This is a genomic window from Paraburkholderia sp. J41 (genome assembly GCF_905220235.1).
Lineage (GTDB): Bacteria > Pseudomonadota > Gammaproteobacteria > Burkholderiales > Burkholderiaceae > Paraburkholderia.
In genome coordinates, this window is the sequence record NZ_CAJMZE010000031.1 from 21,439 (window position 1) to 48,352 (window position 26,914).

Genomic DNA, 26,914 nt, shown 5'->3' on the forward strand with positions numbered 1-26,914 from the left:
ATGCACGACGCGTATGAAACCGTGTTCGTGCAGTCCGGCGACGTGCGCCTCGCGGCGTATGTCAGCGGCCCCGCCGACGCGCCGCGCGTCATCCTCGTGCATGGCTATCCCGACTCGGCGCGCGTGTGGCAAGCGTTGCGCGCCGAACTCGACACGCGCTATCGCGTGGTGGCCTACGACGTTCGCGGCATGGGCGCTTCGCAGGCGCCCGATTGCGGTCGTGCGGGTTATGCGCTCGCCCATCTCGAACGCGACTTGATGGCGGTTGCCAACGCGACTTGCGGCGCGCAGCCTTTTCATCTGCTTGCGCACGACTGGGGCTCGATTCAAAGCTGGGAAGCCGTGACCGACCCCGCGTTCGAATCGCGCATTATTTCGTACACCTCCCTATCTGGGCCTTGCCTCGATCATGTGTTCAGCAAGCCGCGCAACGTCAGTCAGTTGCTGAAGTCGTGGTACATCGGCTTTTTTCACCTGCCGCTGTTGCCCGAACTCGTGTGGCAACTCGGCGGCGCGAAACTGTGGCCGTGGTGGGTGCGCAGAACGGAGCGCGTGCGTCTCGAACGCGATCCTCAGCAACTGCGCAACGCCATCAACGGATTACAGCTTTATCGCACGAATTTTCGCGCCTGTGCGCAGAGTCCGCGCGAGCGCAGTACGCGCGTTCCGGTGCAATTCATCGTGCCGCGCTTCGACCGCTACGTCACGCCCGCCATGTCGGAAGGTCTCGAACGCTGGCTTGGCGCCTATGAAAGCGAGGTCATCGCCGCGCCGCATTGGGCCGTGGTTAGCGAAGCGCCGCAAATCGCCGCGCGTTTCATGCGTTTCGCCGAACGTTGCGCGCAACGGGGCCTGCGCAACGAATCTTCCCTGCACACCGAGGTGAGTCCGTGAATCCACTCGTTCTGGCAGTCGTGAGTGCCGCTGCGGTTGTCTTGGTGGCCGTGTTGGTTATCGTGGCGCTCGCCCTGTTCACGAAACGCGCCGCACGCGCGATCGAAGCGTCCGTGCCGATGGATGGCAAGCTTGTCGATATCGACGGCGACCGCATTCATTACGTCGAATACGGCAGCGGGCCGCCCGTCGTGTTCGTACACGGCTTGAGCGGACAAATGCGCAATTTCGCGTGGCTGCCGATCGCTACGCTCGCGCGCGAATATCGCGTGATTCTCATCGACCGTCCCGGCTCCGGTTATTCGATACGTGGCGCGCAATCGCAGGCGAATATCCGGGCGCAGGCAAAAACGGTGGCGCGCTTTATCGAAACGCTGCAACTCGAAGCGCCCGTGCTGGTGGGGCACTCGCTCGGCGGCGCGATTGCGTTGGCCGTGGCGCTCGATCATGCGCGCACCGTTGAGCGCGTCGCGCTCATTGCGCCGCTCACGCACGTGCAAACCGACGTGCCGGCGGCATTTCGCGCGCTCGTGTTGCGCTCGAAGGCGGTGCGCCGCTTTGTTTCGAACACGTTCGCCACGCCCATCGGGCTAGCGACAAGTGCGGCCGTGCTCAAACAGGTGTTCGCGCCCGAGGCCGTGCCCGAGGACTTCCCCACGCGCGGCGGCGGCCTGTTGAGCTTGCGCCCGAGCGGTTTCTACAACGCGTCCGCCGATCTCGTGGCGATAGAAGACGCCGACGATCTCGCGCAGATGGAACAACGCTACGGACAACTGACGATTCCTGTCGACACTCTGTTCGGCAGCGAAGACGCCGTGCTGAATTGGCGGCGTCATGGCGATGCCTTGCGCAGAAAGTCCGAGCTGGTCACGCTCAAGGTCGTGCGCGGCGGGCACATGTTGCCCGTTACCGCGCCAGGCACGACGTTCGACTGGCTGCTTTCCGCGATCTCCGGCACGTCGCACGCGAGCAGTGCGCGCGAAATTCGCGTCGATCAACCCGTGAGCGAAGCGCCGTTGCGCGGCGTGCCGGGCGGCGCCAGAGCGTCTGCTCGATACTGAAGCGGGCAATCGCGGCGTTGCGCTGCTATCGTCGATAGAACCGCGCAACAGCGGCACTCGACACGTCAGGAGACGCAGACGAATGTCGGCAAGATTTTGCGGCGCGCGTTGCGCGACGAAGAAATGGCGAGGCTCAGGCCAGGCTCAAGCCGCGCGAGTATTCATAAGGGAGACCATCATGAAAGCCCCGGCAACACGACATCTGATTGCATGCGCGGTCGTTGCGTTCGCAACCCTATCGGCGTTCGCGCAGGACGAAACGCCCGCTGCCGATGCGGAATCGACCGCGCACGCGTCGGCCATGACCTCTGCCGCCGACGTCGCGAAGCTCGGCCCCGAACAGCAGGTGAAATGGCTGCAACGCGCGCAAAAGAGCGGCGCGCTCGTGAAGATGGACGATGCGCAACTCACCGCATTATTCACGGCGCTCGATCCCGTGGTGGTGCCCACGCTCATCAAGCTCGGGCCTTCGGGATATCCGTCGTATGAATTCACGCTTTCGCGTTGGGAACGGCTCAACGGCAAATGGCCCGGCAAGCCCGCGCATATGCTCGTGAAACTGGAGCACGACCCGTTGCGCATCTACGCGAAATGGCTGCCCGACGGCGATCACTCGGGCGAAGAAGTGATTTACGACGCGTCCAAACGCAGCGACGAAATGTACGGCCACCTGGGCGGCCTGCTCGGCGTCATGCCGATGTGGACCGCGCTCGACGGCACGCTCGCGCGCTCGCAATCGAATCACAAGATCACGGACCTGGGCACGGAGTTTATCGTGAGCCAGTTCATCACCGACGCGAAGAAGTACGTGGCGGCGGGCACCGACTACAAACCGCAAGTGGAAGTGAAAACGATCAGCGGCGTGCGCGTGGTGGCGCTCACGTATGTATCGCCGAGCGGCAAGCCGCAGTTCTACGCGAAGAAGCAAACGCTCGGTCTCGACTTGCGGCACCCGTATTTCCGCACTGTCGAAGCCTATGACGACGACGGCGAAATCTTCGAGAAGATCGTGATCGACAGCATCACGCCGAAGCAATTCGACGACGAAGCCTTCGATCCGAAAAACCCCGGCTACAAGTTCTAACGCGTTTGCGCAGGCAAAGGTGAGGGTTTCCGGGAAGGTGCGTTCATTGCGCAGTCAAGTTTCACCCCGACCGCGCCTCCTGGAACGTCTCACCTTATCGGCATGGGCGGTGAGACAACGATGCTTCGGTGAACTCACCGCCTCGCGGTTCAGCGATAGCGTTGCAGTTCGGGATCGGTGATCGGTTGCGCGGGCAGGTTCAGCATGCCGGGCAATTGACTCAGTTTCGGCAAGCCGCTGATATCGGCCCAACGTCCGCCCGAGCCGCGATAAATCAGCGTGGGCGTGCCGTCGAAACCCAGATCCTGAAACAGTTGCGCGTTGGCGTTCAAACGCGTTTGATCGTTGAACGAAATGTTTGCGAGCGGCGCAATGCCGCCCGATTCGTCCTTCTCCGAATAGTGCGTTTCGAGCTGCTTGAGCAGCGCGGCGCCGTCCTTCGCTTCGAGCAGCGCGGCCGCTTTACCCGGCGAATCGGGCTTCAAAAAGCCCATCGGAATCCAATGCACCTGCAAACCCGCAGCTTCATACGGTTGCAGCGCTTTCCACACCAGGTGGCAATAAATGCAGTTAGGGTCCATGAAGACATAAAGCGTCGACTTGACGTTCGCGCCGCTCGCGCCTTCCACAATCGCACTTGCACCTTGAAAACGCGTGGCGGCGGTGGCGGGCAGCCACGAAGGCTCGGGACCGTCGGCAGCCATCGCCGAAACCGTCATCGACACCGCAGCAGCGGCGATCAAGGTGCGTATCAACGTCTTCATGCTTTTCCTTTGACTTGCAGCGAGCGCGACGTGACGCGCGCTAGAACGCGAAGCCCAGTATGTTAGGGCCAGGGCGTGACGCGTTGCTGGCGTGAACATGGCGCGCATGACAGGTTCGCGCCTGCACGCGTTGATCGCGTTTGTTCGCGCTGATCACGTGGGATCGGATCGATCGCGCCGACGCGGCGTCAATCGCAAAGGTGAGAGTTTGCGGGAATGGTTCGTTCAGAACCTGAACCGTAACTGGAAGCCGATGGTAAACGGCAGGTCGTCGGAAGGAATCGGCGGCACGACGATGAAATTGATGCCCACGCGCTTGTACGCGACCATCACGAGCGGCGCGGCCACTGGCCCGATCGTGTGATTGCGCCCGAGGCCCCAGTCGCCGTAGTTGTAGCCGGTGATGATGCCGCCCATTGCCGCGAGCCGCACGAAGCCCCAATGCAAGAACTCCGGCGCCCACACGCCGCCCGCGTACCACGACGGCCGACGCAGCGAATTGCGGAAGCCGCCGCCCGTTACGGCCCATTGATCGTTGATCCAGCACTCGACGCCGAGACCCGGATTGAACTGCTCGAAATCTTTGTCGGGGTTGATGTGATACGACGCCACCATCGCGTCGAGCCACACGCCCGAGGCGCACCAGTCCGCCGCGCGCGCCGGCTGCGCGGCGCCCAAGGCCAGCAACGAAGCAAGCAGTGATGCCGCCGCCCAGCCCCGTGTTCTTTTTCGTGCCTGATTTTTCGGCCTGGATACGACCGCCGTTGCCGCGCCGCCTTGCTTCTGCCAAAACCGCATGGGCTCTCCGTCCGTTCTTGCGCCGGGCCGCGCGGGCCCGTTGTTGTTGTCGGGGTACTGGTACAGGTGAAGCGCAAACTGTACCGCAACCCGATGCGGACGCAATGGAAGCGGTGCTCGGAATGAGCGCTCGTTCGCACCATCGCGCGCCGCCGCCATGATGCCAGCGGCGTGAGTCGGCGCGATGAACGTGCGGGCGCGACCGTGCCCGGAACCGCGGCTTAAAGACCGAGATCGCTGAGGCTCGCGTGATCGTCGGGGCGGCGGCCGAGCGGCCAGTGATAAAGACGGTCGGCTTCGCGAATCGGCAGATCGTTGATGCACGCGAAACGGCGCGCCATCAAGCCGTTTTCGTCGAATTCCCAGTTCTCGTTGCCGTACGAGCGAAACCAGTTGCCCGAATCGTCATGCCATTCATAGGCAAAGCGCACCGCAATGCGGTTGTCCGTGTATGCCCACAGTTCCTTGATCAAGCGGTAATCGAGTTCGCGCGCCCACTTGCGCGCGAGAAAGCCGACGATCGCCTCGCGGCCCGTCACGAATTCCGCACGATTGCGCCACACGCTTTGCGGCGTATAAGCGAGCGCCACGCGTTGCGGGTCGCGCGTGTTCCAGCCGTCTTCGGCGGCACGCACTTTCTGAATCGCGGTTTCGCGCGTGAACGGGGGCAACGGCGGACGCACTTCGGTCGAATCACTCATGGTCTTTCTCCTTGCGTTGGACGACGCGCCGGGCTGGCGCATTCCGGTTTGAGTCTTGCGGCGCGAGCGCCTCGAGCAGATGACGGCCTGCCGTGCGCGCGTCGAGCGCCGCGTCGGCTTCACCGCTCACGAGCGCCACGCCAATGGCGCCGTCGATCAGGATGAGCCACTGGCGTGCGAGGCGCGCGGCCACGCGAGGGTCGGCGCCCACGGCGGCGGCCCAGGCATCGCTTTGTTCGCGCACGAATTCGAGCAAACGTTCCTTGTGAAAACGCGCGACCTTGCGAATGGGATCGTCGGGCGAAGCGATCTCGCCCGCCGCGTTGAGAAACGCGCAGCCGTGAAAGCCATCCGACACGAACCATTCGCGCAGCACGTCGAACATGGCGAGCAGGCGCGTATGCGGCGTGCGCCCACGCGCCAGGGTGCCGGCGACGAACCAGCGCATCCAGCGTTCGTCGCGGCGTTCGAGCGCGGCGGCCACGAGCGCGTCTTTCGATTCGAAGTACGTATAAAAGCTCTTGCGCGCGGCACCCGCGGCACGCACGATGGCGTCGACGCCCGTGGCGTGGATGCCGCCCGCGTAAATCAGCGCTTCGGCGGCTTCGAGCAAACGCTCTCGCACATCGGCTTGCGGCGCGGTGGAATCGGCGGTTTCGGGCGGGGTCATCGGTTTCTCTTTGCGGTCGTGCCTGGCAACTTTGGGAGAATGATCGTTCTCCATGCGCGCAGAGTAGAACGATCATTCTCCCGCGTCAAGCGTTTTTCTCGCGGGCGTGCGATGCGGGGAAAATGTCGATCGAGCGGGAAGAAAGCGGGCGCGCCGCCCGTTATGATTTGATAGCGGCGTTGCCGCGCGCGATTGGAGAGCAATGATGAAGCAACAGCGACAACGATTCACGTCATTCGCATTCGCGAAGCGCCGCGCGTTGTGCATGGCGATCTGCGCGGCCAGTCTCGCCGCCTGCACGCCGTTGCGCGTGGTCACGCACAGCGTGAGCCGCACCGAAGCCGACGTGCCGCCGGGACATTACGTGATGGATGCGCACCACTGGAGCGTGACTTTCGACGTCGATCACTTTCACTATTCGCGCTTCGTCATGCGCTTCGATCGCGCGCAGGCGCAACTCGACTGGCGCGCGGGCGGACTCGATTCAGCTTCGGTGGACGCGACTATCGACGCAACCAGCCTCGACACCAATGTGAGCGCGCTCGACTCGATGGTCAAAGGCACGCAGATGCTCGACGCGGCGCGCTATCCGCAGATCCGCTTCACGAGCACGCATTTCGAGCGCACCGGCGAAGCGCGCGGCACACTCACGGGCAACCTGACGATACGCGGCGTGACGCAGCCGGTCACGCTGGACGTCACGCTCAACGGCTACGCGCCGAATCCGCTCACGAAGCAACCGACTATCGGCTTCTCGGCGAGCGGTCATTTCAGCCGCGCGAAGTTCGGCTTGTCGACGTGGTATCCCGCCGTGGGCGACGATATCGACGTGCGTATTCAGGCCGAATTCGCGCAGCCCGCGCCGGGCGAAACGGCGCCGAAGTCGTAGTGGAAAATCAGGCGGCCCAGTCGAGAATGACCTTGCCGCTTTCGCCGGAAAGCATCGCCGCAAAGCCTTTTTCGTAATCGTCCACGTTGAAGCGGTGCGTGATAATCGGCGAAAGATCGAGGCCGCTTTGCAGCATCGCGACCATCTTGTACCAGGTCTCGAACATCTCGCGGCCATAAATGCCCTTGATTTCGAGTCCCTTGAAAATAACCTGATTCCAGTCGATCGCGGTTTGCGCAGGCGGAATGCCGAGCAACGCGACCTTGCCGCCGTGATTCATCGACTCGAGCAGCGCCGTGAATGCGCTCGGCACGCCCGACATTTCCAGGCCCACGTCAAAGCCTTCGGCCATGTGCAATTCCTGCATCACCTCGCGCAGCGATTCGCGCGCGACGTTCACGGCGCGCGTCGCGCCCATCTTGCGCGCGAGTTCCAGGCGGTAATCGTTGACGTCGGTGATGACGACGTTGCGCGCGCCCACGTGCTTCGCAATGGCCACGGCCATGATGCCGATCGGCCCCGCACCGGTAATCAGCACGTCTTCGCCCACGAGATTGAACGAGAGCGCCGTATGCGTGGCGTTGCCGAAAGGATCGAAGATCGCGGCCAGATCGTCGCTGATTTCAGGCGGAATCTTGAACGCGTTGAAGGCCGGAATCACGAGATATTCGGCAAACGCGCCTTCGCGATTCACGCCCACGCCCGTCGTATTGCGGCAAAGGTGGCGCCGCCCTGCGCGGCAGTTGCGACAAAAACCGCAGGTGATATGCCCTTCGCCCGACACGCGGTCGCCAATTTCGAAGCCGCGCACTTCCTGGCCCATTTCGACGATTTCGCCCACGTATTCGTGGCCTACGTGCATGGGAACGGGAATCGTTTTTTGCGCCCAGTCGTCCCACTTCCAGATGTGAATGTCGGTGCCGCAAATCGCGGTCTTGCGGATCTTGATCATCACGTCGTTGTGACCGACTTCGGGCTTCTTCACGCGCGTGAGCGTGAGCCCGGGACCGCGTTCGAGTTTGGCGAGTGCCTTCATTATTTCGGATTCCCTATCAAATCACGCCGAGCTGCTTGCCCACGCGCGCGAACGCGTCCACCGCGCGCGCGATCTGTTCGGGCGTGTGCGCAGCGCTCATTTGCGTGCGAATGCGCGCGCGGCCCTTCGGCACGACGGGATACGAAAAGCCGATCACGTACACGCCTTCGTGCAACAACGCATCGGCCATCTTCGATGCAACTTGCGCGTCGCCGAGCATGACCGGAATGATCGGATGTTCGCCGGGCACGAGCGTGAAGCCGAGCGCACTCATGTCGCGGCGAAATTGCGCGCCGTTCTCACGCACGCGGCGGCGCAGTTGCGCGCCTTCGTCGCTCGCGATCAGTTCGAGCACGGCCAGCGAGGCGGCCGCGATGCTCGGCGTGAGCGTGTTCGAAAACAGATACGGGCGCGAGCGCTGGCGCAGCAATTCGACCACTTCCTTTTTCGCCGCGACATAGCCGCCCGACGCGCCGCCGAGCGCCTTGCCGAGCGTGCCCGTCACGATGTCGACGCGCTGCGCGACGCCGCAATGTTCAGGCGTGCCGCGGCCGTTTTCGCCGATGAAACCCACGGCGTGCGAGTCGTCGACCATCACGAGCGCGTCGTAGCGGTCGGCGAGATCGCAAATGCCTTTGAGGTCGGCGATGATGCCGTCCATCGAGAACACGCCGTCCGTCGCAATCAGCTTGTAGCGGGCGCCCGCTGCATCGGCTTCGCGCAGTTTCGCTTCGAGATCGGCGAGATCGTTGTTCTTGTAGCGATAGCGGCGCGCCTTCGAAAGCCGCACGCCGTCGATGATGCTCGCGTGATTGAGTTCGTCGCTGATGATGGCGTCCTCGTCGCCGAGCAGCGTTTCAAACAGACCGCCGTTGGCGTCGAAACAACTCGAATAGAGAATGCAATCCTCGGTTTGCAGAAACGCGGAAAGCGCGCTTTCGAGCTGCTTGTGTACGGTTTGCGTGCCGCAGATGAAACGCACCGACGCCATGCCGAAGCCGTCGCGATCGAGCCCGTCTTTCGCGGCGGCAACAAGGCGCGCGTCGTTGGCGAGACCGAGGTAGTTGTTGGCGCAGAAGTTGAGCACGTCGCTGCCGTTCGCGAGCCGGATGCCGGCGGATTGCGGCGTGGCGATCACGCGCTCGTGCTTGTAGAAGCCATCGGCGCGAATCTGGTCGAGCGTGGCGCGCAGATGATCGATGTACGGGGTAGGCATGAATCGGGCTCCTGACAGGGAGGGCCGCGGCTGCTATAGTCGCCGTCAGCCTTGAGCGAACATTTTCTTTATTTCGAACCTGTGTTCGATATGTCGAACGAACTCTAAACGATGAGGCCGTGAATGGCAAGCACTCGCAAACCGCGCGCTGCGTTGGCGGCAACGCATTCCGACACGCCGGTCGCGGCAACGGCCGTGCCGCCGCGCGTCGGCGAGCAGATTCAGCGTCTGCGCGCCGAACGCAAAATGACGCTGGACGATCTTTCGCGCGCGGCGGGCGTCTCGAAATCAATGCTATCGGAAATCGAGCGGGACAAAGCGAACCCGACCATCGCCGTGGCGTGGCGGCTGACCAACGCGCTGGGCGTGAAACTCGACTCGTTGTTCGCCGCGCCCAAGGCGCCCGAAGCGATTGCCGTGGCCGGGCCGCACGATATTCCGACGCTTCATGGGCAGGACGGGGGTTATCAACTGCGTGTTTGGGGTCCCATTGATCTCGCCGGCAGTTTCGAGTGGTACGAACTGACGCTGAAACCCGGCGGCGCGCTGGTGTCGAACGCGCACGAGCCGGGCACGCGCGAACATTTGACCGTGCTGCAAGGCAGCCTGGAAGTGGAGGCGGGCGGCGCGACGCAGCGCGTCCGGGCCGCCGACACCGCACGTTATATTGCCGATCAACCACATGCGATCCGCAACGTGGGCAAGGGGGAGGCGCGCGCGCTTCTGGTGGTGATTCACGGCTGAGCGCACCGCACGCGGCGGGGACGCGCCAATCTGGCCGAACGGATGAGGCTGCGCGTTTGGCCCGACTACTGTATATTCATACAGTAAAAGCCCGACCGGAGCCGTCGATGCCTCTCTCGCCCCCAACAGCATTGCAAACCGAACAGGAACTGGCCGCCTTGCGCTTTCAGGCGGCCGCGCGCGACCTCGAACGTATCGTTCGCAACGTCGCGCAGCGTTACATCTCGCAGCACGTTCCGCTTACGTGGCGGCTGCTCCATGCCATCGAAGCCGAGGCGCTCGCGGATCTTGGCTTTGCCAGCCGTCACGATGCGCTGATGCTCGGGCTGTTTCAGCGGCCCAACGATCTCGCGTTCCCCGAAACCGATGAAACGGTGGATTTCGGCCAGTCCAATGCGCTGCCTGCGGTGTTCGCGTTTGCCGTCTCCGCCTATGAGCGGGCTGCACGAAGCATGGAGGCGGCACAACAGCAAAAGCCCCGCGAGGCAATCCGACCGGCGCGAGCTTGGGGCGGTTAGTTGCACCTATTTGGCCGGTGGCGATTGCGGCCGGTATAATCACTTGCAACGCAACTAACGGAATGATAGAGATGACATCCTCTCCATCCCCACGCGACCTGTTCGATCAAAAGCGCGCCGACTGGCAACGCGATCCCGCCGGCGCCTTCGGCGCATGGCTGGTTTCGCAGGATTTACGCCGCTCGTCCGCCGACGTTTATCGCGTGCAGTGGGGGCGCTTTCTCGAATGGCTTGCGCTCAAGCGCAAAACCATCATGACCGTGGACACGGGCACAATCGCGGAATTTGTCGCGAGTCTCGATGTAAAGAAGCCGCAACGGCTGCGCTATTTGCGGCTCATCGAACGCGTGCTCGACCATGTTCGCGAAATCGAACTCGCTTCGACCAATCCCGCGCGCTTCATCGCACAGGATGGCGAAGCGGCTTGGCGCAATGCGCGCGAGAACGAGCCAACGGGATTTCTGAACGCGGCCGAGCGCGCGGCGATCATCGGCCGGCTGTTTTCCCCGCTCGTCGAGCAATCCGCCGCGAAGCGATGGCGCGAACGGCGCGACCGCGCGCTGGTCGCCATTTTCCTTGGCGGTGGATTGAAAACCGGCGACGCAATCGCGTTGACGCTCGACTGCGTGGCCATCGGTTCGGAGTGGGTCACGATCGAAGCGGCTAATCCGGTGTTCACTCGCGTCACCCGTCTCGCGCCATTTGCCGTGGACGTGCTGGGCGCGTGGCTCGAGGCGCGCCGCCTGGCAAATCTGCCGGGGCAACTCGTGTTTCCCGGATCGCCTTCGGGTCGGCCAATGCATAAGGCCACCGTGCTGCGCGCCATCGACGCCTTGATGGAAGAAGTCGGTATCACGCAAACCCGATCCGAACGGGCAAGCCCGCAAACATTGCGCAATACGTTCGCGGCCGAATTGTTCGAGCGCGGCGTGGAAACCGACCAGGTGGGGCAATGGCTAGGATTTCTGCAACCGATTTCGGCCGGCCGCCTTCATCGCTCGTGGCAAGCGTGGACCGAGCGAAACGCGTTGCCGCCTGCCGCGGAAAACACCGAATCCTAAGAACGCAAATCAAAGCCCAATGCGTATTCTGTCGGACTGGCTTCCTGCAAAGCCTCACCGCAGCGCGCTGCTGCCGCTCCTGTAAATTCTCACCTCACGCTTTGGCGCGCAGCCGCGTGCCGGCCATGAACCGGGCCAGCGTTTCGAGGCGGGAGGCACCCGCGCCTGACGTGTATTCGCATTCCGGGCAGGACAGTTCGAAGCCGTCGTCCACTTCGGCAAGTTCCGGCTCGCCTTCTTCGCAATTTGGGCAACGCGACGGTAATTCAACGTGGCCATCGACCACTTTGCCGAGTTGCGCAAGTTCGTCGTCGGTCAGACGGCCGGCTTGCGCGAGCGAGCACAGCACGGCGGCCACCGAAGCGTCGACGCCCCGCTGGTTGCGCAGCGCCGACACCTGACGCGTCAGCACATCCACTTCGTCCGAGCGTTCTCGCAACACGATGTCGAGGCGATCGGCGCGCGCCTTGGCCGTCGCGATCTGCTGGATGAAATCGAATTCCTTCTTGCTCGCGTCGCGCTGCGCGGCCTGCCACGTCGACGACATCGAGCGCAGCGAATCCAGTTCCACGAGCATCGGCTTGACGCGCCGCTCGGCTTCGGCCAGCGCGTCCTTGATCTGTTGCGCGTAATGTTCGGTGCTCTTGCGCATCTCCTCGTGCAACCCGTCGATGCGGTCGCGCAGCCCGGCATTCGTGGCTTGCTCGGCTTCGATCCGCTGGCGCAGCGATGCGTTTTCCGCTTCCAGCCGCGCTAGCAACACGTCGCGATTGCCCTGATGAAGCGCACCTTGCGCGGACGTGGCTGCGAGCTGGCTTTCGAGTTCACTCACGCGGACATAAGCGGCTTCCGTGCGGGCTTCGCTGCGCTGGAGCATTTCGTCTGCGGCAGCGCGGCGCGCTTCGGCTTCGCGGATCTTGTGCTCGGCTTCGCGCTGGCCTGCTTCGAATTCGGCGCGCTCGGTTTGCAACGCGTCGCGCGCGAGCGTCAGCGCTTCTTCGAACAGCGCGCCCAGCAATTCACCGGCGCGTTCCTCGAGCGCGGGCGGAATCGCTCCAGTACCGACGCGCACTTTCGACGTACTGCGAATACGTTGCCAAAACAGCTCGATATCTTTGGGGATGTCGCTGGCGCTGCCGGTTTGCGTCAGATCGCGAACCGTCGCCATCGACGGCCGGATCTCGAAATCGAAGAACAGTCGCTTGCAGGCATGCAGAGACAGTTCCTGCCGACGTGCTCCGTTTTTGCGTAGCGCGTCGATTTCTTCGCGAATGGTTTGACGATCCTGATCACGCATGTTGGTATTCTCGGCCGGGATATGGCCGAATAATAACAAATTACGTATTTTTCGCTACGGATTTTCGAAGAACTGTGCGGAACCGCCTTTTTCTATCGTGTAGGAAGCAAACTTGCCTCTGTGCGTCAATGACAAAGGCAATCTCTTTGTGAAACAAAGCGAGGTTTGTTTCTTAAGGGACTGATTTAACAGGCGATTTTGTAACGATTGTACTTCGAACGGTTGTTTCACGGAAGCCGTTGTGTTTGCATCGGCGGTTTCGGGGGATATCTCCAGAGGCTCGGGGAAGGAAAGTGTTTGAGAGTAATAAAAGTAAACACCTTGATACTTTGTTAAAGACGTTAACGCCACGGCAAACCCTTGCCTGGCGTGGGTTTCGGCGCACTCAGGTGAAGCTTTACGGGAATCGTGGTGAGGCTATGCGGGACACGCCGGTGGAGGGGTTCGGGATGGCCGGTGAGCCGCGGCGGGACCGGTGGTGAGCGGGTTCGGGAACGCCTGATTCTTGACTCCGCAGCAAGGGTGAGGCGATTCGGGAGCATGTCCTCGGCGCCATAAGCAGCAGAGGCCAAATATCGGGCTGTTGCGGAAAATGTAACGGTGATGGGATTCAGGAAGCGGTATCGTGGCTGTTTTTCGCCCGCAACCGGGTGCAGAAAACCCTCCGGTGAGATGAACCGGGATCGGAACGGGATGTGGGGTGAGTTTTTACGGGGATGGAGGCCTCGAAGTCGGGGTTTTGGCGGGTTTTGGTGCTTCAGGTGAGGATATTCGGGAGGCGCAAACGCCGCGTTTAATGGCGGCGAGCCCATCCCCCGGAAATACCTTTGCAACGCCAAGCGTATTGGTGAGGATTTACGGGACATAGGCGCGATGGTGCGATTTATGCGTTCGTACCACGCGAAAATCGCCGCTAAGGTGAGCCTTTGCAGGGGCGAGATGAGCCCGATGACGGCCGAAAGGTGAGGAGATTCGGGATTCAAGTGGACGGCCACTGCTCTGGAAGCCCGGTATTGGCAGGTGTCTGGTGTCCCGACGATGTAGTCGGTCGATATAACCGGTGAGAGTTTTCGGGAGCGTGATCGGAACGTTATGTATCACTTGAAACCATAGTGATTCGTCCTTGAGGTGAGCGTTTCCGGGAGCGGCCAATGTCGCTTGATTGCCTGCACCGGTGTGGGTAAGTGACGGAATCTATTGATTTTTCGAACTTCGCATTTTATAGGTGATGCTTTTCGGGAGCCGCCATTGCCGTGGAGGAATTTGGAGCGGCGCGGCAAAGGTGAGCTTTTTCGGGGCTGTTTTTTAACTTCAGTGTGTATTGGCAAGGCCGCGAGCGCGATCAAGATCGTTGGCAGGTGAGCAAAAGCGTGAGCTTTTTCAGGAGGCGGCCGTAATCTGAACGGGAAAAATCACAAAAAGTGCGCTTTCTGCGCTGCAATGCACTTTCGCCGCGAATTGTTTCGCTCGAGCCGAATAGAGCATCGCAGGCGAGCCGACCAAAGGCCTCCTCGACTAAATCGTCGCCTTGGCTGGGCAACCCTCGAAAAATTTTAAGGTGAGGCAATACGGGATGCTGATCCGACCTTTGCGTCGCCGCGCAAAAAAGCCGTTTTCTCGGGAAGCTCGAATGCGTAAAGCGCCAGGCTGGATGGGCGTTTGCCGTGAGGTGAGACTTTCCGGGACCGTCTCGCGGTGAGCCGGTAGCTAGGACGGCGCTTCACCAGGAATGGTGAGATCCGCCCTATAGACGCCTATCACCCCAGACGGTATGCTTTCGCAAAATTCCCTTCTCGACCCGACGTATGGCCACGAAGCGCGTGAAAAAAACCGATGTGGTGAGCCCCAGCTCGGCGGAATTGCGCAAGGCCGTCGAGGCGATTGCAATCCAGCCGAAAAGCGGCAAGATCACGCTCCTGACTCGCAAGCTGTTCAACGTGCTGCTTGCCGTTGCCCAGCAAGCCGACGAGTCGGGGGATACGTATCGGGCGCTGCTTTCCGACATCGTTGCGAATTCCGCTTTCGATTCGAACGATACCGCGCTCGTCAAGGAACACTTGCGCCGCATGGTGTCGGTGCAGGTCGAGTGGAGTCAAGGCACATCGAGCCAGAAGCCCGGCCGCAAATGGGGCATTTCCACGCTGATCGCCGATGCCGAAATTCTCGAAGATCCGACAACGCGCCGCGTGTGGGTCGAGTTTTCGTTCGCGCCGAAGATCAAGAAAAAGCTGCTCGACCCCGTGCAGTATGCGCGTCTTAGCCTGCAGTTTCAGAGCCAGTTGCGCAGCAGCGCGGGGCTCGCGCTCTATGAAATCTGCGTGCGCTATCTGACGAATCCGAGTCATTTGACGATGCGCGAAACGTGGGAATGGTGGCGCCCGATTCTTTCCGGCACGCCCGACACCGAAGCCGGCGATGAAGCCAAACGCGAGTACAAGTATTTCAAGCGCGATTACCTGCGTCCGGCCATTGCGGAGGTCAATGCCGTCACGAACATCTTCGTCGAGCTGATCGAGCATCGCGAAGGGCGGCGTGTCGCGGAAATCCAGTTTCGCGTCACCGAGCGCAAGCAGCCGATGCTTGCGCTCGACGAACATCCGAACGTTTTCGACAGCACGCTGGTCGACCGCATGGTCAAGATCGGCATTCCGCTCAAGGAAGCGCAGTCGCTCTACGCCGACAGCGAGGAAAATCGCATTCGTGCGGCCTTGCAGTTGACGGAGCAGCGCATGCGCAGCACGAGCCTGCCGCCCGTGCGTAGCGCCGCGGCACTTTTCAAGGATGCGCTCAAGAAGGGTTACGCACCGCCTGTCGAAACCCAGGCGGGCACGGCGGCGGTCGGGCGCGGGGCGGCGGCGTCGATCACGGCCGACGATCCGAAGGCGCGGCTGCTCGACGAATACGCTGCGTGGCGGCGCAAGGAAGCGCGCGCGCTCTACGACGAGCAGGGCGAAGCGGAACGCGACGTCGCGCGTCAATCGTTCGAATCGGACGAATTGCCGGGCCTCGGCGCGCACATGCGTGACGATTGGCGCCGCCGCGGGCTGGAGTCGAAGCTGGCGGATTCCGCGTTCTTTGACTGGCTCGCCCGAAAGACGTGGGGCGAGCCGACCGACGGCGATCTGCTGGCGTTTACGTTGAGCCAGACGCGCGCCGCCTGATTGCGGCTGAGGGTGTGCTCCGGCGCAATGCCGGAGCTATTCTGCGAGTGCTTGTGGCGTCCTCGGTTTAATCCCGCGCGGACGCCATGCAATATTCCCCAACTTATTTCGCGCTGAGAATCTGCTCGATCTGCTGAAGAATGTCGTCGCGACGTTCCTTCGAGAGTCCCTTTAGACGCAGTTCGAGCCGGTCGTCGCCATATGACTTGAGATCGCCGACCGCTACGCCGTCGAGCTTGATTTCGAGCCTTTTCGCATAGCGCTGGCGGCCTGCTGGTTTCGGGGTTTCCTGCGCGCTTGCGCGACCCTTGACGATGTCGGCAACCTGCCGCGTGCTCAGATCGTCCGCAACGATGCGATTGATGAGGCGCAGCGTGGCCTCAGTGCCGCGTGCGCCGTGATAGCGCCCGACCTGATACGCCATGTTCGAGCCAAACCGGTCAGGGCGCGCGACCATCTCCTGCATCACCGACTCGGGCAGTTTGCCGATAGAAAGTGCGACCGCAACCGTCGATTCGTCGAGACCGAGATGATCCGCAAGCTCGCGTTGGCTCTGGAAGTGGTTGTCGTCGATGAAGCGCTTCCACACGACGGCGTTGTCGAACACCGTTTGCGAATCGCGCTGCACGTTCAGATCGTAGCCAAGCTTGTAGCTTTGAATGCCGATCGGCAGATCGACCACGATTGCGTTCACGACTTCCTTATTGGCTTCCTTCAACGCGCGAACGCGGCGTCCACCGTCGCTCACATAGTAGGTGCCGGGCGCCTGATAGTCGGGAATGACGTGAATCGCCTGTTGTTGTCCCTGTTTGGCGAGATTGACGGCGAGTTCGGCAATCGACGCTTTCAGATAAAAGTGGCGCGGATTGAACGGACTGGGCTTGATGGCCTTCAGCGGCAATTCGATGATCTGCCCAGGACGATAAGCATGCTCGACGCGCCAGGCATGGTATTCGGCCGATTCGTTTTCCATGGCCGGGGTCGCGTCGATAGCGTCGATCACCGGCTGGCTCGCTCGGCCCGTCACTTCGCGCGCCGCCGCCTTCGGTGTGTCCTGGACGAGCCCGTCGATGGCATTGAGACGGTCCAGCGCGGTGCGCTTCTCGCTGCTCGTTGTGTCCGGCCGAGCTTGAAAGCCTTTGGCGAATTGAGAGGGTTTCATTCCGGGGTCCTTTATGCGCATAAAGTCAGGGGAGCATGGCCGCGATTTCATCGGCACATGCGCGCACTTCCATCGCGGCGAGTCTTGCCCCGCGATCGTTCATTTGCAGCACCGTCTGGCCGAGCGCCATTGCCTGCTTATAAGCCTCACGCGTAGGAATCTGAGTCTTTAGGAGCGGAAAGCCGAGTTCTTCAAGCGCGCGTTTGAGCTCGCGCGTCAGCATCCGCTTCTCTTCGGTTTTGTTCAGAAGGAAAACCGCGCGCAGATCCTCGTTCATTACCTGCGCTTGCTGGATCAGTTTGACTAGACCCACGCTCGACCAGTAATCGGCAGGCGATGAAGACGTGGGAATCACCGCGACAGTCGCGGCGAGCAACACGACGCCGGAGACTTTTTCTGTGATCGAGGGTGGGCAGTCGACCACGATGATGTCGTAGTCGCCTATGAATTTTTTGATCTCACGGTGGATCTGGCCGCCGGCTTCAGAGAGGTTCACCACAGGGAACGGAATGCCGGCTTCGCCGTCAGCGGAGGCGCTGGCCCAATGAACGAGCGTATTTTGGCCATCGGCATCCACGACAAGAACGCGCTTCCCTTTTTCATGGAACGCCGCACCGAGATGCATCGCGATCGTGCTCTTGCCGACCCCGCCCTTTTGCTGCGTGACTGCGATGATCTCTGCTGCCACTGAAGTTCTCCTTTTTGCTATTGGATTTGGATTTTACCTGGAATGTTTTTCGATTCAATGATTTTTACGAAATCACGAAGAGATTCAGCCATTCGGATGAGGTTTATGCGCATAAAGGTCGGGAGGGGCTATTCCTCGCTATGAGCAAGTCGGCCGACCGGGAAAGGAACCGAGGCGTCAGGCGAGTAACCGAATTTCCCGTAGCACCATTTGGGCCGGCTGTTGGGCGTCGGCACGCCGCCGGACCGCACGCCGACAGGGGACGAGTGCCTGTAATGCGCTGTTTGCTAATAAAGGTGATGCGCCGCCTCGCAACAAAGCTTTATGCGCATAAAGCTTGTCGGTGCTGCTCTTGCTACTAAGGCGCTACTCAACAGTGTCAAAAGCCACAGCGAAAATGTCGGCGAACGCGCTTGAAGGCGTGGATTTTATTCACGCAAGGACGACCGGCCTACGGGATGCGAGCCACACGCCGAATGATTGGCGAGACGGTGGCAGCGCCATGAACGACCAGGAGCGACAGGGCTTTATGCGCATAAAGCTCCATGTGGCTGGGCTGCGTGCCAGCCCCTGCTGTCCAAGACTTGCCCGGTAGAATCGCGGTGTCTCCCCTGCGTCAACACGCCTCTACCCCGCCCGCCCATGATCACGATCTACCACAATCCCCGCTGCTCAAAATCCCGTGCTGCCTGCACATGGATTTCAGAAAGCCATGCCGATGAACCCACGGAAATCGTCGAATACCTGAAGCGTCCGCTTACGGTTTCTCAACTCAAGGCGTTGCGCGAATTACTCGATGTTCCGTTGCGCGAGATGGTTCGCACCGGCGAAACGGAATACGCCGACCTCGGCCTCGGCGCGGCAGGCGTCACCGATGAAGCCATCTACGAAGCTATCGCGCGTCATCCGAGCCTGTTGCAGCGTCCGATCGTCGTCCGCGACGGTCGTGCGGTTATCGGCCGGCCCACCGAAAACATCGCCGCGCTGTTCGAGTAAGCCTATCGAAGCGTTTCTGCCAAACCCTCGCCTCTTTCCGCCAATCATCACAACAACACGAGAATTCAGTGGAGCACGTCACTACCCTTTCTGCCTGGTCGTTTCACGATACGCAGCTCATCCTGTCCTGCGTACTCGGCCTTGCGCTCATCGTCATTCTTATTAGTGCGCTGAAGTTAGCGCCGTTTCTTTCCATTCTCGTCGGTACGTTCGCGGCGGGTTTTGCGGCCGGATTGCCGCTCGAAACCATCGCCAGCGCATTCAGCAAAGGCGCGGGCGCATTGCTTGGCGACGTCGGCATCATCATCGCGCTCGGTGCCATGCTCGGTGCCTTGATGGCTGAATCGGGCGCCGCGGACCGGCTCGTTACCACCCTGCTCGAACATTCGACGCCGCGCCTATTGCCCTGGATGATGGCACTCGTCGCCGTCATCATCGGCTTGCCACTGTTTTTCGAAGTCGGCCTCGTGATGATGGTGCCGATCATCTTCGTGATGGCGCGCCGCTCGCAGCAGCCCATTCTGCGTATCGCGATTCCGGCGCTTGCCGGCATGACGACGTTGCACGCGTTATTGCCGCCGCATCCGGGACCGCTCATCGCCGTTAGCGCCTTGCACGCAGACCTAGGCATCACGCTCGGTTTGGGGTTGATCGTCGCGCTTCCCGCCGTCGTACTCGCGGGTCCGCTTTATGGCTCGTGGCTCTCGCATCGCATGCATGTCGCGGAACCCGAAGATCTCGGTAAACTTTTTACAAGTCATGATCCTCAACTTGCGGCGCCGGGTTTCGGCGTTGCGTTGCTGACGATCCTGTTGCCCGCGCTGCTGATGCTCGGCCGCACCGTCGCACGTCTGATGCTCACGCCTAAATCGTTCGCATACGAAGCGCTCGATTTTCTCGGTGAGCCGCTTATCGCGCTGGGCCTCACCGTTCTGTTCGCAATCGTCGCGCTTGGCTGGTCGCGTGGCATGCCGCGCGAGCGCGTCGGCGGCATTTTGCGCAAGAGCTTGCCGCCCATCGCGGGCCTGCTACTGACGATCGGTGCAGGCGGTGGTCTGAAGCAGGCGCTCGTGCTGGCCGGCATCAGCACGACGATCAGCAAGATCGCCGTCGGCGCGCATATGCCGCTGCTGCTGCTCGCGTGGCTGATCGCCGTGGCCTTGCGTCAGGCAACCGGTTCCGCCACGGTCGCGACCACGGCCACTGCGGGTATCGTCGCGCCTGTCGTCACGGGGTTGAGCGCGCCGCACAGTTCGTTGATGGCGCTCGCTATTGGCGCGGGCTCGGTGTTCTTCTGCCAGGTCAACGACGCGGGCTTCTGGATGGTGCGCGAATATTTCGGCCTGCAACTCAAGCAAACCGTGTTCGTGTGGTCGATTCTTCAAACCATCGTTTCCGTCGTCGGACTCGTGCTGACACTCGTGCTTTGGAACGTGCTTGCCTGAGCGCACGACGCCAGCCGCCACGCGCGGCGCTTCATCGAATCTGTAAAACCGAAGCGCCGCGCGGCCGCCTATCGCGCAAATCCGGCGCGCCATGAAAACGTGCGGCCGGATCCCAAGCGATGCCCGAGCCCATCGGTGCTGCGGGTAAGTTGTGCACAAGCTTATGCCCAGAATCTGTGGATAAGCTTACCCCACCCTTAGTTATCCACAACCCAATCTCCTCGCGGCATCCTCTTACCCGACGCAGGAATTCGCTCGCGCCTATGATGGTGTTTTCTTTCGCAGCGCATCGTGCGCATCATCGAGAACACTGACGAGGGCATTGAGATGGCTTACAAAATTGCGGTCGTGGTCGGCAGTCTGCGCAAGGACTCGTTCAACCGGCAGCTCGCGCATGCGGTAACGTCGCTCGCGCCCGCCGATTTCAGTTTCGAGTATCTCGATATCGGTGCGCTGCCGCTCTATTCGCAGGACTACGACGCCGATTACCCGGAGGTCGCGCGCCGCTTCAAGCAGCAGATCGAAGCCGCTGACGCGCTCCTCTTCGTCACGCCCGAATACAACCGCTCGATTCCGGGCGTGCTCAAGAACGCGCTCGATTGGGGTTCGCGCCCGTGGGGCACGAATTCCTGGCGCGCCAAGCCGGGCGCGGTCCTCGGCACGTCGCCGGGCGCGGTCGGCACCGCGCTGGCGCAGCAGCATCTGCGTAACGTGCTGGCGTATCTCGATGTCGCGCTGCTGGGTCAGCCCGAGATGTTCATCAAGCACGACGCCTCGCGCATCAACGAGAAAGGCGAAATCGTCAGCGACGACACGCGCAAGTTCCTGCAAGGTTTCGTCGATGCCTACGTCACGTGGGTCAAGCGCCAGCTCGCACGCTAACGCCTGACCGTTCCCAGGCGACCCGGCGACCGGAACCGCCCGCGCTCAGTGGAACGTGCGCGGCGGCTGACCGGCAGGCTGTTCCGGCGCCGCTTCGTGGTGTTCCGACGAATCCTCTTCGTACTCCAGGAATTCGTTCGGAATCTGCGGCGCGACGCCTTGCGCGGGACGCGTCGCCTCGGGCGCGGCCGGCACGTCCACGCGAGGCGCGGCGTCGGGCTGAACGTAAGGCTGGGATGCCGCGTGAAGCCCGGCGTCAGGTGCGACGCGAGTTTCGACAGGCGTTTCGACATGAGGCGCGCCCATTACCGCGCCCGCGCCGGGAGCGCTGGCCGCCGTGAGGACGCTCGCTTCGGCTTCGTTGATCGGATCGACGGGATTGAGCGTGTCCACGACGGGCGTGGTCGCGGCCAGGGGCGTTTCGTCGATGGGCGACGGCGACGGCGGCACCGCCGCGCGGCGGCGCATCGCATCGGCGATATCGCCCAAGCCCAGTTCGTCGAGCGCCGAATGCTCGCGCTGTTCCGCCGGCGTGCCCGGCACTGCCGAAGCGGCGCCTGATGCACCAGCAGCGGCACCCACAGCACCAGCCGCACCGGCGGCCGGCCACGTCCACGGCGAGCCGCGCCGCGCGATTTCGAGCGCATGTTCCTCGCGCAGCGTTTCGGCGGCGAGTTCCGCGCGCACTTCATCGTCCACGCGCACGCCGATCCGCACCGTCTCGCCCGGCGGCGGCGTCATTTCGCCTTGCTGGGCGGCCGTGGTCTGACGCACGTCGCCCGTGGTCGAGAAAAAGCTCGTCACGAGACGCTCGATGCCGGCCAGCACGCCTTCGTGGTGCGCGGGCAATTCGATGTCGGTCGCGGCGAAACCGCGTTGCAGCAGCGCGGCCTGCGCATGCCGCGCGTCGTCGTAGGTCTTGAAAAGGCCGGTTACGGTCTGCTTCATGGCGCTCTCCTTCCAATGGCTATGCTGGAAATCAACGCTCGCAACCGCGCAAGCCATGTGCCGCACCTCAGTGCGTCGCGTTTCGTTCCTGGCGTGCGCGCGCCGGCCGGCCGCTGCGGATCGCGTCGAGCATTTTCTCCAGCAGTGCGATGTCGAACGGCTTGGAAAGCACGCGCACGTCCACGTTGCGCGCGCGCTCCAGCTCCTCGGCGTAACCGGTGACCAGAATCACGGGCAGCGCGGGTTCGAGCCCTTGCAGCGCTTCGGCGAGGTCGATACCGTTCATCGGGCCCGGCATGTGGATGTCCGAGAGCACGAGGTCGAAGCGCGGCGCGTGTTCGTCCTCGCCGAGCGGCGCTTCGATGCGCGCCAGCGCGCTCGCCGCATCGCTCGCGCAGGTCACGCGGTGGCCCATCATCTGCAACAGCGCCTCGGTGCCGGCGGCGACTTCGTCGTTATCTTCGACGAGCAGAATGTCGAGCCCTTGCCGCGCTTCGGCACGGGCTTCGCTCGGCTCGCTCGGACGCTGCGCGGGCGGCTCCTCGAGCGAGCGCGGCAGATACAGATGCACCGTCGTGCCCGCGCCGATCGCGCTGTCGATGGCCGCGAGGCCGCCCGAGCGCTCGCAGAACGCGAACACCTGCGGCAGACCGAGGCCGGTGCCCGTGCCCTTCGACTTCGTGGTGTAGAGCGGCTCGAACGCGCGCGCGAGCACCTCGGGCGGCATGCCCGTGCCCGTGTCCTCCAGCGAGAGATGCACGAAGTCGCCGTCGAGCGGGAAGCCTTCGTTGGGGCGGAAGCTGATGTTGCGCGCGTTCACGGCGAAGCGGCCGCCGTTGGGCATCGCGTCGCGCGCGTTGACGGCGAGGTTGATGAGCGCGAGTTCGAATTCGGCGACGTCGACGAGCACCGGCCACACGTCGTCGGCGACATCGACCACGAGCGACACCTTCGCGCCCAGCGAGGCGCCGAGCAAATCGCGGCACGCCGGCAGCCAGCGCCCGACGTGGATCGTTTCGTTGCGCAGCGGCTGCTTGCGCGCGACGCCCAGCAATTGGCGCGTGAGCGACTGGCCGCTTTTGAGGGCGCGCTCCATCGCCGAAAGCTCGCGGTCGAGACCGGCCGCGCCGCGCCGCCGCGCGATCTGCACGTTGGCGGAAACGATCATCAGCAGATTGTTGAAGTCGTGCGCGACGCTGCCCACGAGATTGCCGAGCGCCTCCATCTTGCGCGACTGCCGGTACGCGGATTCGATCGAGCGGCGCATCGACGCTTCGGCCTGCCAGCGCTCCCAAGCTTCCTCTTCGGCGGCGAGGCGGCGCAGCGAAAGCCAGATCACGCACCAGAGCACGATCGACGGCATGAACATCGAAATGATGAGCACGCTCAGGTGCTGATACCACGCGGCCCAGATCGCGGGCGTGCGATACGCGCAGGTCACGTAGACGGGATACGCCCCCACGCGCCGGTACGCGACGATCGCATTGCTGCCGAGCAGCGCGGAATGCATGTGTACGACGCCGCTTTCGCTGCCGCGCATGAGCGCCGCGTGCAGCGGCGACATCGGCGTGATGGACTGCGCGCCGGTGCGCGACGGCGGATCGAGCGCGAGAATCGCGCCGTCGCTGCGCACGAGCGCGAGGTTCATCGGCGAATCGGGGCCGAGCAGTTCGCGATAGAACTTGCTGAAATAGCTGGGCCGCAGCGCGACGGAAACGATGCCGGCGAAGGCGTCGCCGTCGTCGCGGCGCGCGACCCCGGTGTTGAACACCGTTTCGCCGCTCACTTGCGCCTGCATGACGCGCGAAACGTGGTCGATCACCCGGCCGTCGCGAATGCCCATGAAGTCGTCGCGCGTCACGATCGAAACGGGCGGCGGTTCGGCGTAGCGGCTGCTCGCGAGCAGGTCGCCGTCCTGACCGAAGATCGACACGGCCGCGACCTGCGGGTAGCCGCCGCCCACGGCCGTGAGCTTTTCGTGAATCTGCGCTTCGTTCGCGCGAATGCCGTCGTCGTTCAGGCCGTGCACGAGTTCGACGACGCGCGCGTCGAGCGCCTCGTTCATGTCGAAGACCTTGAGCGCGTGTTCTTCGGCCACGCGCACGGTGCGCAGCGTGATGTCGGTGGCGTCGGCTTCGCGCGTGCGCAAATCGCTCCACGCCATCGCGGCCACATAAATGCAAGGCAGCACGATGGCCGCGATCAGCAGCGCGAGCAAGGTGCGGCGGCGCACCGTGAAGTCGTGTCCGGGCGCAGCCGGAAACGGCACGTCCTCGGTGCGTGGCGGCGTGAGAGGGCGATCGTCGGGCCGCTCGGGCCGGTCAGCAGTCATCGTACGGAAAAGGGGCAGGAAAAAGCGGCAACGCCTCTACATCATAAACGACGGCGTGAACACGCCGGTAACGGGTGCGCGGGCGCGGCGCTTTCGGCCGCCCAGGGCAAATATTCCCGAAAGAAACCTCGAAAGATAATTTTCCTTCGACAGATGACGAATTCGCGAAAATCGGCGAAGCGCAAACGTACACAAAAGGATAATCGACGGTATTTAATTAAGGGATGGATCGTTTATTTCGTGAAATTCGTAAGATGGAGTTAATTCTGTTCGGGGATCGATTATCGGCGAGTTGCATTTGATTCCATTTGATTCGAGAATCGCGAGCACGATAAATAACGTTCGCATGTGCGCCGCGCCGGTTTTTGCGCGCAGCCGTGCTTCGGGGTAGCTGCATCCATGCAGAAGCAGGTCTTGCCGGCCGACCGCCCGATTTCCGGGGCCGTCGGCGTTCGCCGCACATCCGCCTGGCCGCGTGCTTTCGTCGGCGCGCCTCATTCCGGCTGCCCGCCGTTCCTTTCATTCGTTATGCATATCGCGCGACGCCCGTCCATTTTTTTCTAAAGTTCGCGCGCGCGCAGCCGTTAATACGCCAAAACGCACTCCGTCCAACGCACACTCATTCAGCATATCCATGTCCTTGCCCATCGTGATCGCCGATGACTCGCTGTTAGCCCGCAAGGTGCTCACGAAGGCGCTGCCCGAGGGCTGGGACGTCGAGATTTCGTACGCGTCGAACGGGCGCGAAGCGCTTGCGCTTTACCGGGAGGGTCGAGCGGCGGTCATGTTCCTCGACCTGACCATGCCCGACATGACGGGGTTTCAGGTGCTCGAAGCCTTGCAGCACGAGGATCTGAACACGTTCGTGATCGTCGTTTCGGCGGACGTCCAGCCGCGCGCCCGCGAGCGCGTACACGCGCTCGGCGCGGCGGCGTTCGTCGCGAAGCCGGTAACCCAGGAGGCGTTGCTGCCCATCCTGAAGGAGTACGGGTTGTATGCCTGATCGAGTGTTCACTGAGATACAGCGCGACGCGCTACAGGAAATCGCCAATCTCGGCATGGGCCAGGCGGCGACGCGCCTGTCCGGGCTGCTCAACGCCTTTATCGAGCTTTCGGTGCCGCGCGTGCGCGTGGTGGCCGTTTCCGAGGCGGCGGCCGCATTGCGCGAGATGACCGGCATCGACGGTCCCGTGGCCGCCGTGCGCCAGGGGTTCCGCTCGGAGATCAAGGGCGAGGCGCTGGTGATCTGCCGCAGCGGCGAGATCGCTTCGCTGGGCAGCCTCGTGGGCGGCGCCTACGCGCACGGCGAGGACGACAACCTCACCGAAGAAGAGTTGATGTTCGACGTCGCCAACGTGCTCACGGGCGCGTGCGTTTCGTCGATGCTCGATCAGCTCGGGCGCCTGCCGGTGTTCTCGCAGCCGGGTTTGCTCGGCGAGGCGATCATGCTCGACGAAGTGTTCCAGCCGGGCTTGCTGGCGTGGGACGTGGCGCTGCTCGTCGAAGTCAATTTCGCGCTGGAAGATCACCGGTTTCGCGCTCACCTCGTCATGCTGATGGCGGAGGAATCGATCCACGTCGTGAGCCGGGCCATCGACGCGCTGCTGCACAGCCTATGAACGACCAAGCCGGGTTGCCTTCTCTGTCGGATCTCGTCGTCGAGCGGGTGGGTTTCGGCATTTTCGTGGTCGACCGCGAACTCAACGTGCTGATGTGGAACCGCTTCATGCAGGACCACAGCGGCATTCCGTCCGAGGAAGTCATCGGCCGGCCGATTTTCAACCGCTTTCCCGAACTGCCGCGTGCGTGGTTCACGCGCAAGGTGGAAAGCGTGTTCCAGCTTGGCAGTTTCGCGTTCAGCTCGTGGGAGCAGCGCCCGTATCTGTTCCAGTTCGATCACGACCGGCCAATCACGGGCGGCGTCGACTACATGCAGCAGGACTGCACCTTCATGCCGCTCATGCGCGGGCGCGAAGTGGTGGCCGTGTGCGTGACGATTTCGGACGTGACGCACGTGAGCGTGATGCAGCGCGAGCGCGAGGAGGCCGTGGCGAAGCTGCGCGAATACGCCGACCGCGACGGCCTGACGGGCATTCCCAACCGGCGCTATTTCGAGGCGCGGCTCGCCGACGAATTCTCGCGCTGGCAGCGTTACGGCGGCGAGCTTTCGATGCTGTTGTTCGATCTCGACCACTTCAAGCGCATCAACGACGAATTCGGCCACGTTGCCGGCGACACGGTGCTGCGCTCGATGGCGCAGCGCGTTGCCGAAGTGGTGCGCAACACCGACGTGTTCGGCCGCTTCGGCGGCGAGGAATTCGCGCTGCTGCTGCCCTGCACGCCGCTCGACGACGCGCTCTACGTCGCCGAAAAAATCCGCCGCACGATCGGCGACGAGCCGGTCGAAGTGCAGGGCGTGATCGTGCCGGTCACGGCCAGCGTGGGCGCCGCCACGGCGCGGCCCGGCTCGCCCGACTACGAAGGCATGATCAACGAAGCCGACGCGGCGCTCTACGCCGCCAAGCGCCAGGGGCGCAACCGCTCGGTCGCGCTGGCCTGAGCGCGGG

The 26,914-nt window shown here is 62.6% G+C and carries 25 protein-coding genes; 14 read left to right on the forward strand and 11 right to left on the reverse strand.

Annotated features, from left to right (window positions below; all coding sequences use genetic code 11):
- The 3 genes from U5805_RS25045 to U5805_RS25055 all read left to right on the forward strand — a co-directional run bounded on the left by U5805_RS25045 (position 1) and on the right by U5805_RS25055 (position 3,039).
- Complete coding sequence (locus tag U5805_RS25045; RefSeq protein ID WP_322106240.1) at positions 1 to 894, forward strand: alpha/beta fold hydrolase; 894 nt, start codon at positions 1 to 3, stop codon at positions 892 to 894.
- The gene (locus U5805_RS25050; protein ID WP_322106199.1) at positions 891 to 1,955 is read left to right on the forward strand and encodes an alpha/beta hydrolase; all 1,065 of its coding nucleotides are present in this window, start codon (positions 891 to 893) and stop codon (positions 1,953 to 1,955) included. The genes U5805_RS25045 and U5805_RS25050 overlap by 4 nt, the downstream gene beginning before the upstream one ends.
- Positions 1,956 to 2,133: 178 nt before the next feature.
- Positions 2,134 to 3,039, forward strand: coding sequence for a DUF1571 domain-containing protein (locus U5805_RS25055; protein WP_322106200.1), 906 nt, complete (start codon positions 2,134 to 2,136; stop codon positions 3,037 to 3,039).
- Between the two features lie 149 nt (positions 3,040 to 3,188).
- Here the strand turns inward: U5805_RS25055 and U5805_RS25060 are convergent, their stop codons facing one another.
- The 4 genes from U5805_RS25060 to U5805_RS25075 all read right to left on the reverse strand — a co-directional run bounded on the left by U5805_RS25060 (position 3,189) and on the right by U5805_RS25075 (position 5,972).
- A complete protein-coding gene (locus tag U5805_RS25060; RefSeq protein WP_322106201.1) occupies positions 3,189 to 3,803 on the reverse strand; it encodes a thioredoxin fold domain-containing protein in 615 nt (204 codons plus the stop codon).
- Between the two features lie 225 nt (positions 3,804 to 4,028).
- Entirely contained in the window at positions 4,029 to 4,601 is a 573-nt protein-coding gene (locus tag U5805_RS25065; RefSeq protein ID WP_322106202.1) for a hypothetical protein, read from the reverse strand.
- Positions 4,602 to 4,822: 221 nt separating this feature from the next.
- Complete coding sequence (locus U5805_RS25070) at positions 4,823 to 5,302, reverse strand: nuclear transport factor 2 family protein (protein WP_322106203.1); 480 nt, start codon at positions 5,300 to 5,302, stop codon at positions 4,823 to 4,825.
- A complete protein-coding gene (locus tag U5805_RS25075) occupies positions 5,295 to 5,972 on the reverse strand; it encodes a TetR/AcrR family transcriptional regulator (RefSeq protein WP_322106204.1) in 678 nt (225 codons plus the stop codon). Before U5805_RS25075 ends, U5805_RS25070 begins: the two co-directional genes overlap by 8 nt.
- A 265-nt stretch (positions 5,973 to 6,237) precedes the next feature.
- Between U5805_RS25075 and U5805_RS25080 the strand changes: the two genes are divergently transcribed.
- The gene (locus U5805_RS25080; protein ID WP_322106241.1) at positions 6,238 to 6,861 is read left to right on the forward strand and encodes a YceI family protein; all 624 of its coding nucleotides are present in this window, start codon (positions 6,238 to 6,240) and stop codon (positions 6,859 to 6,861) included.
- A gap of 7 nt (positions 6,862 to 6,868) precedes the next feature.
- On the opposite strand, the gene tdh is transcribed toward U5805_RS25080, so the two are convergent.
- Both tdh and U5805_RS25090 read right to left on the reverse strand, forming a co-directional pair.
- Positions 6,869 to 7,897 carry an L-threonine 3-dehydrogenase gene (gene tdh / locus U5805_RS25085; RefSeq protein ID WP_322106205.1) on the reverse strand — a complete coding sequence of 343 codons (1,029 nt, stop codon included), beginning with the start codon at positions 7,895 to 7,897 and terminating at the stop codon, positions 6,869 to 6,871.
- Between the two features lie 16 nt (positions 7,898 to 7,913).
- A complete protein-coding gene (locus tag U5805_RS25090; protein ID WP_322106206.1) occupies positions 7,914 to 9,113 on the reverse strand; it encodes a glycine C-acetyltransferase in 1,200 nt (399 codons plus the stop codon).
- Between the two features lie 123 nt (positions 9,114 to 9,236).
- On the opposite strand from U5805_RS25090, the gene U5805_RS25095 reads away from it, so the two are divergent.
- From U5805_RS25095 to U5805_RS25105, 3 genes are all read left to right on the forward strand, one after another.
- The gene (locus U5805_RS25095; protein ID WP_322106207.1) at positions 9,237 to 9,857 is read left to right on the forward strand and encodes an XRE family transcriptional regulator; all 621 of its coding nucleotides are present in this window, start codon (positions 9,237 to 9,239) and stop codon (positions 9,855 to 9,857) included.
- Between the two features lie 107 nt (positions 9,858 to 9,964).
- The gene (locus U5805_RS25100) at positions 9,965 to 10,375 is read left to right on the forward strand and encodes a DUF2471 family protein (protein WP_322106208.1); all 411 of its coding nucleotides are present in this window, start codon (positions 9,965 to 9,967) and stop codon (positions 10,373 to 10,375) included.
- A gap of 71 nt (positions 10,376 to 10,446) precedes the next feature.
- Positions 10,447 to 11,436 carry a tyrosine-type recombinase/integrase gene (locus U5805_RS25105; RefSeq protein WP_322106209.1) on the forward strand — a complete coding sequence of 330 codons (990 nt, stop codon included), beginning with the start codon at positions 10,447 to 10,449 and terminating at the stop codon, positions 11,434 to 11,436.
- Positions 11,437 to 11,530: 94 nt separating this feature from the next.
- Here U5805_RS25105 and U5805_RS25110 read toward each other — a convergent pair whose 3' ends face one another.
- Positions 11,531 to 12,733, reverse strand: a complete 1,203-nt coding sequence (locus tag U5805_RS25110) for a DNA-binding protein (RefSeq protein ID WP_322106210.1) — start codon at positions 12,731 to 12,733, stop codon at positions 11,531 to 11,533.
- 1,805 nt (positions 12,734 to 14,538) lie between these two features.
- Between U5805_RS25110 and U5805_RS25115 the strand changes: the two genes are divergently transcribed.
- Positions 14,539 to 15,894 carry a replication initiation protein gene (locus U5805_RS25115; protein WP_322106211.1) on the forward strand — a complete coding sequence of 452 codons (1,356 nt, stop codon included), beginning with the start codon at positions 14,539 to 14,541 and terminating at the stop codon, positions 15,892 to 15,894.
- Positions 15,895 to 15,997: 103 nt separating this feature from the next.
- Here the strand turns inward: U5805_RS25115 and U5805_RS25120 are convergent, their stop codons facing one another.
- Positions 15,998 to 17,056, reverse strand: coding sequence for a ParB/RepB/Spo0J family partition protein (locus U5805_RS25120; protein WP_322106212.1), 1,059 nt, complete (start codon positions 17,054 to 17,056; stop codon positions 15,998 to 16,000).
- A gap of 25 nt (positions 17,057 to 17,081) precedes the next feature.
- A complete protein-coding gene (gene parA / locus U5805_RS25125) occupies positions 17,082 to 17,744 on the reverse strand; it encodes a ParA family partition ATPase (protein ID WP_158952818.1) in 663 nt (220 codons plus the stop codon).
- 642 nt (positions 17,745 to 18,386) lie between these two features.
- Between parA and arsC the strand changes: the two genes are divergently transcribed.
- The 3 genes from arsC to U5805_RS25140 all read left to right on the forward strand — a co-directional run bounded on the left by arsC (position 18,387) and on the right by U5805_RS25140 (position 21,067).
- Positions 18,387 to 18,740, forward strand: a complete 354-nt coding sequence (gene arsC, locus U5805_RS25130; protein ID WP_322106213.1) for an arsenate reductase (glutaredoxin) — start codon at positions 18,387 to 18,389, stop codon at positions 18,738 to 18,740.
- A 68-nt stretch (positions 18,741 to 18,808) separates the two neighbouring features.
- Complete coding sequence (locus tag U5805_RS25135; RefSeq protein ID WP_322106214.1) at positions 18,809 to 20,185, forward strand: gluconate:H+ symporter; 1,377 nt, start codon at positions 18,809 to 18,811, stop codon at positions 20,183 to 20,185.
- Positions 20,186 to 20,512: 327 nt separating this feature from the next.
- Positions 20,513 to 21,067, forward strand: coding sequence for an NAD(P)H-dependent oxidoreductase (locus U5805_RS25140; RefSeq protein WP_322106215.1), 555 nt, complete (start codon positions 20,513 to 20,515; stop codon positions 21,065 to 21,067).
- A 45-nt stretch (positions 21,068 to 21,112) separates the two neighbouring features.
- Here U5805_RS25140 and U5805_RS25145 read toward each other — a convergent pair whose 3' ends face one another.
- Complete coding sequence (locus U5805_RS25145; protein WP_322106216.1) at positions 21,113 to 22,015, reverse strand: hypothetical protein; 903 nt, start codon at positions 22,013 to 22,015, stop codon at positions 21,113 to 21,115.
- A gap of 67 nt (positions 22,016 to 22,082) precedes the next feature.
- Positions 22,083 to 24,347 carry a hybrid sensor histidine kinase/response regulator gene (locus U5805_RS25150; protein WP_322106217.1) on the reverse strand — a complete coding sequence of 755 codons (2,265 nt, stop codon included), beginning with the start codon at positions 24,345 to 24,347 and terminating at the stop codon, positions 22,083 to 22,085.
- Between the two features lie 634 nt (positions 24,348 to 24,981).
- Here U5805_RS25150 and U5805_RS25155 point away from each other — a divergent pair.
- The 3 genes from U5805_RS25155 to U5805_RS25165 are packed head-to-tail and all read left to right on the forward strand — an operon-like array spanning position 24,982 to position 26,907.
- Positions 24,982 to 25,350, forward strand: coding sequence for a response regulator (locus tag U5805_RS25155; protein WP_322106218.1), 369 nt, complete (start codon positions 24,982 to 24,984; stop codon positions 25,348 to 25,350).
- Positions 25,343 to 25,966, forward strand: a complete 624-nt coding sequence (locus tag U5805_RS25160) for a chemotaxis protein CheC (RefSeq protein WP_322106219.1) — start codon at positions 25,343 to 25,345, stop codon at positions 25,964 to 25,966. The genes U5805_RS25155 and U5805_RS25160 overlap by 8 nt, the downstream gene beginning before the upstream one ends.
- Complete coding sequence (locus U5805_RS25165; protein WP_322106220.1) at positions 25,963 to 26,907, forward strand: diguanylate cyclase; 945 nt, start codon at positions 25,963 to 25,965, stop codon at positions 26,905 to 26,907. Before U5805_RS25160 ends, U5805_RS25165 begins: the two co-directional genes overlap by 4 nt.
- Positions 26,908 to 26,914 lie beyond the last annotated feature (7 nt).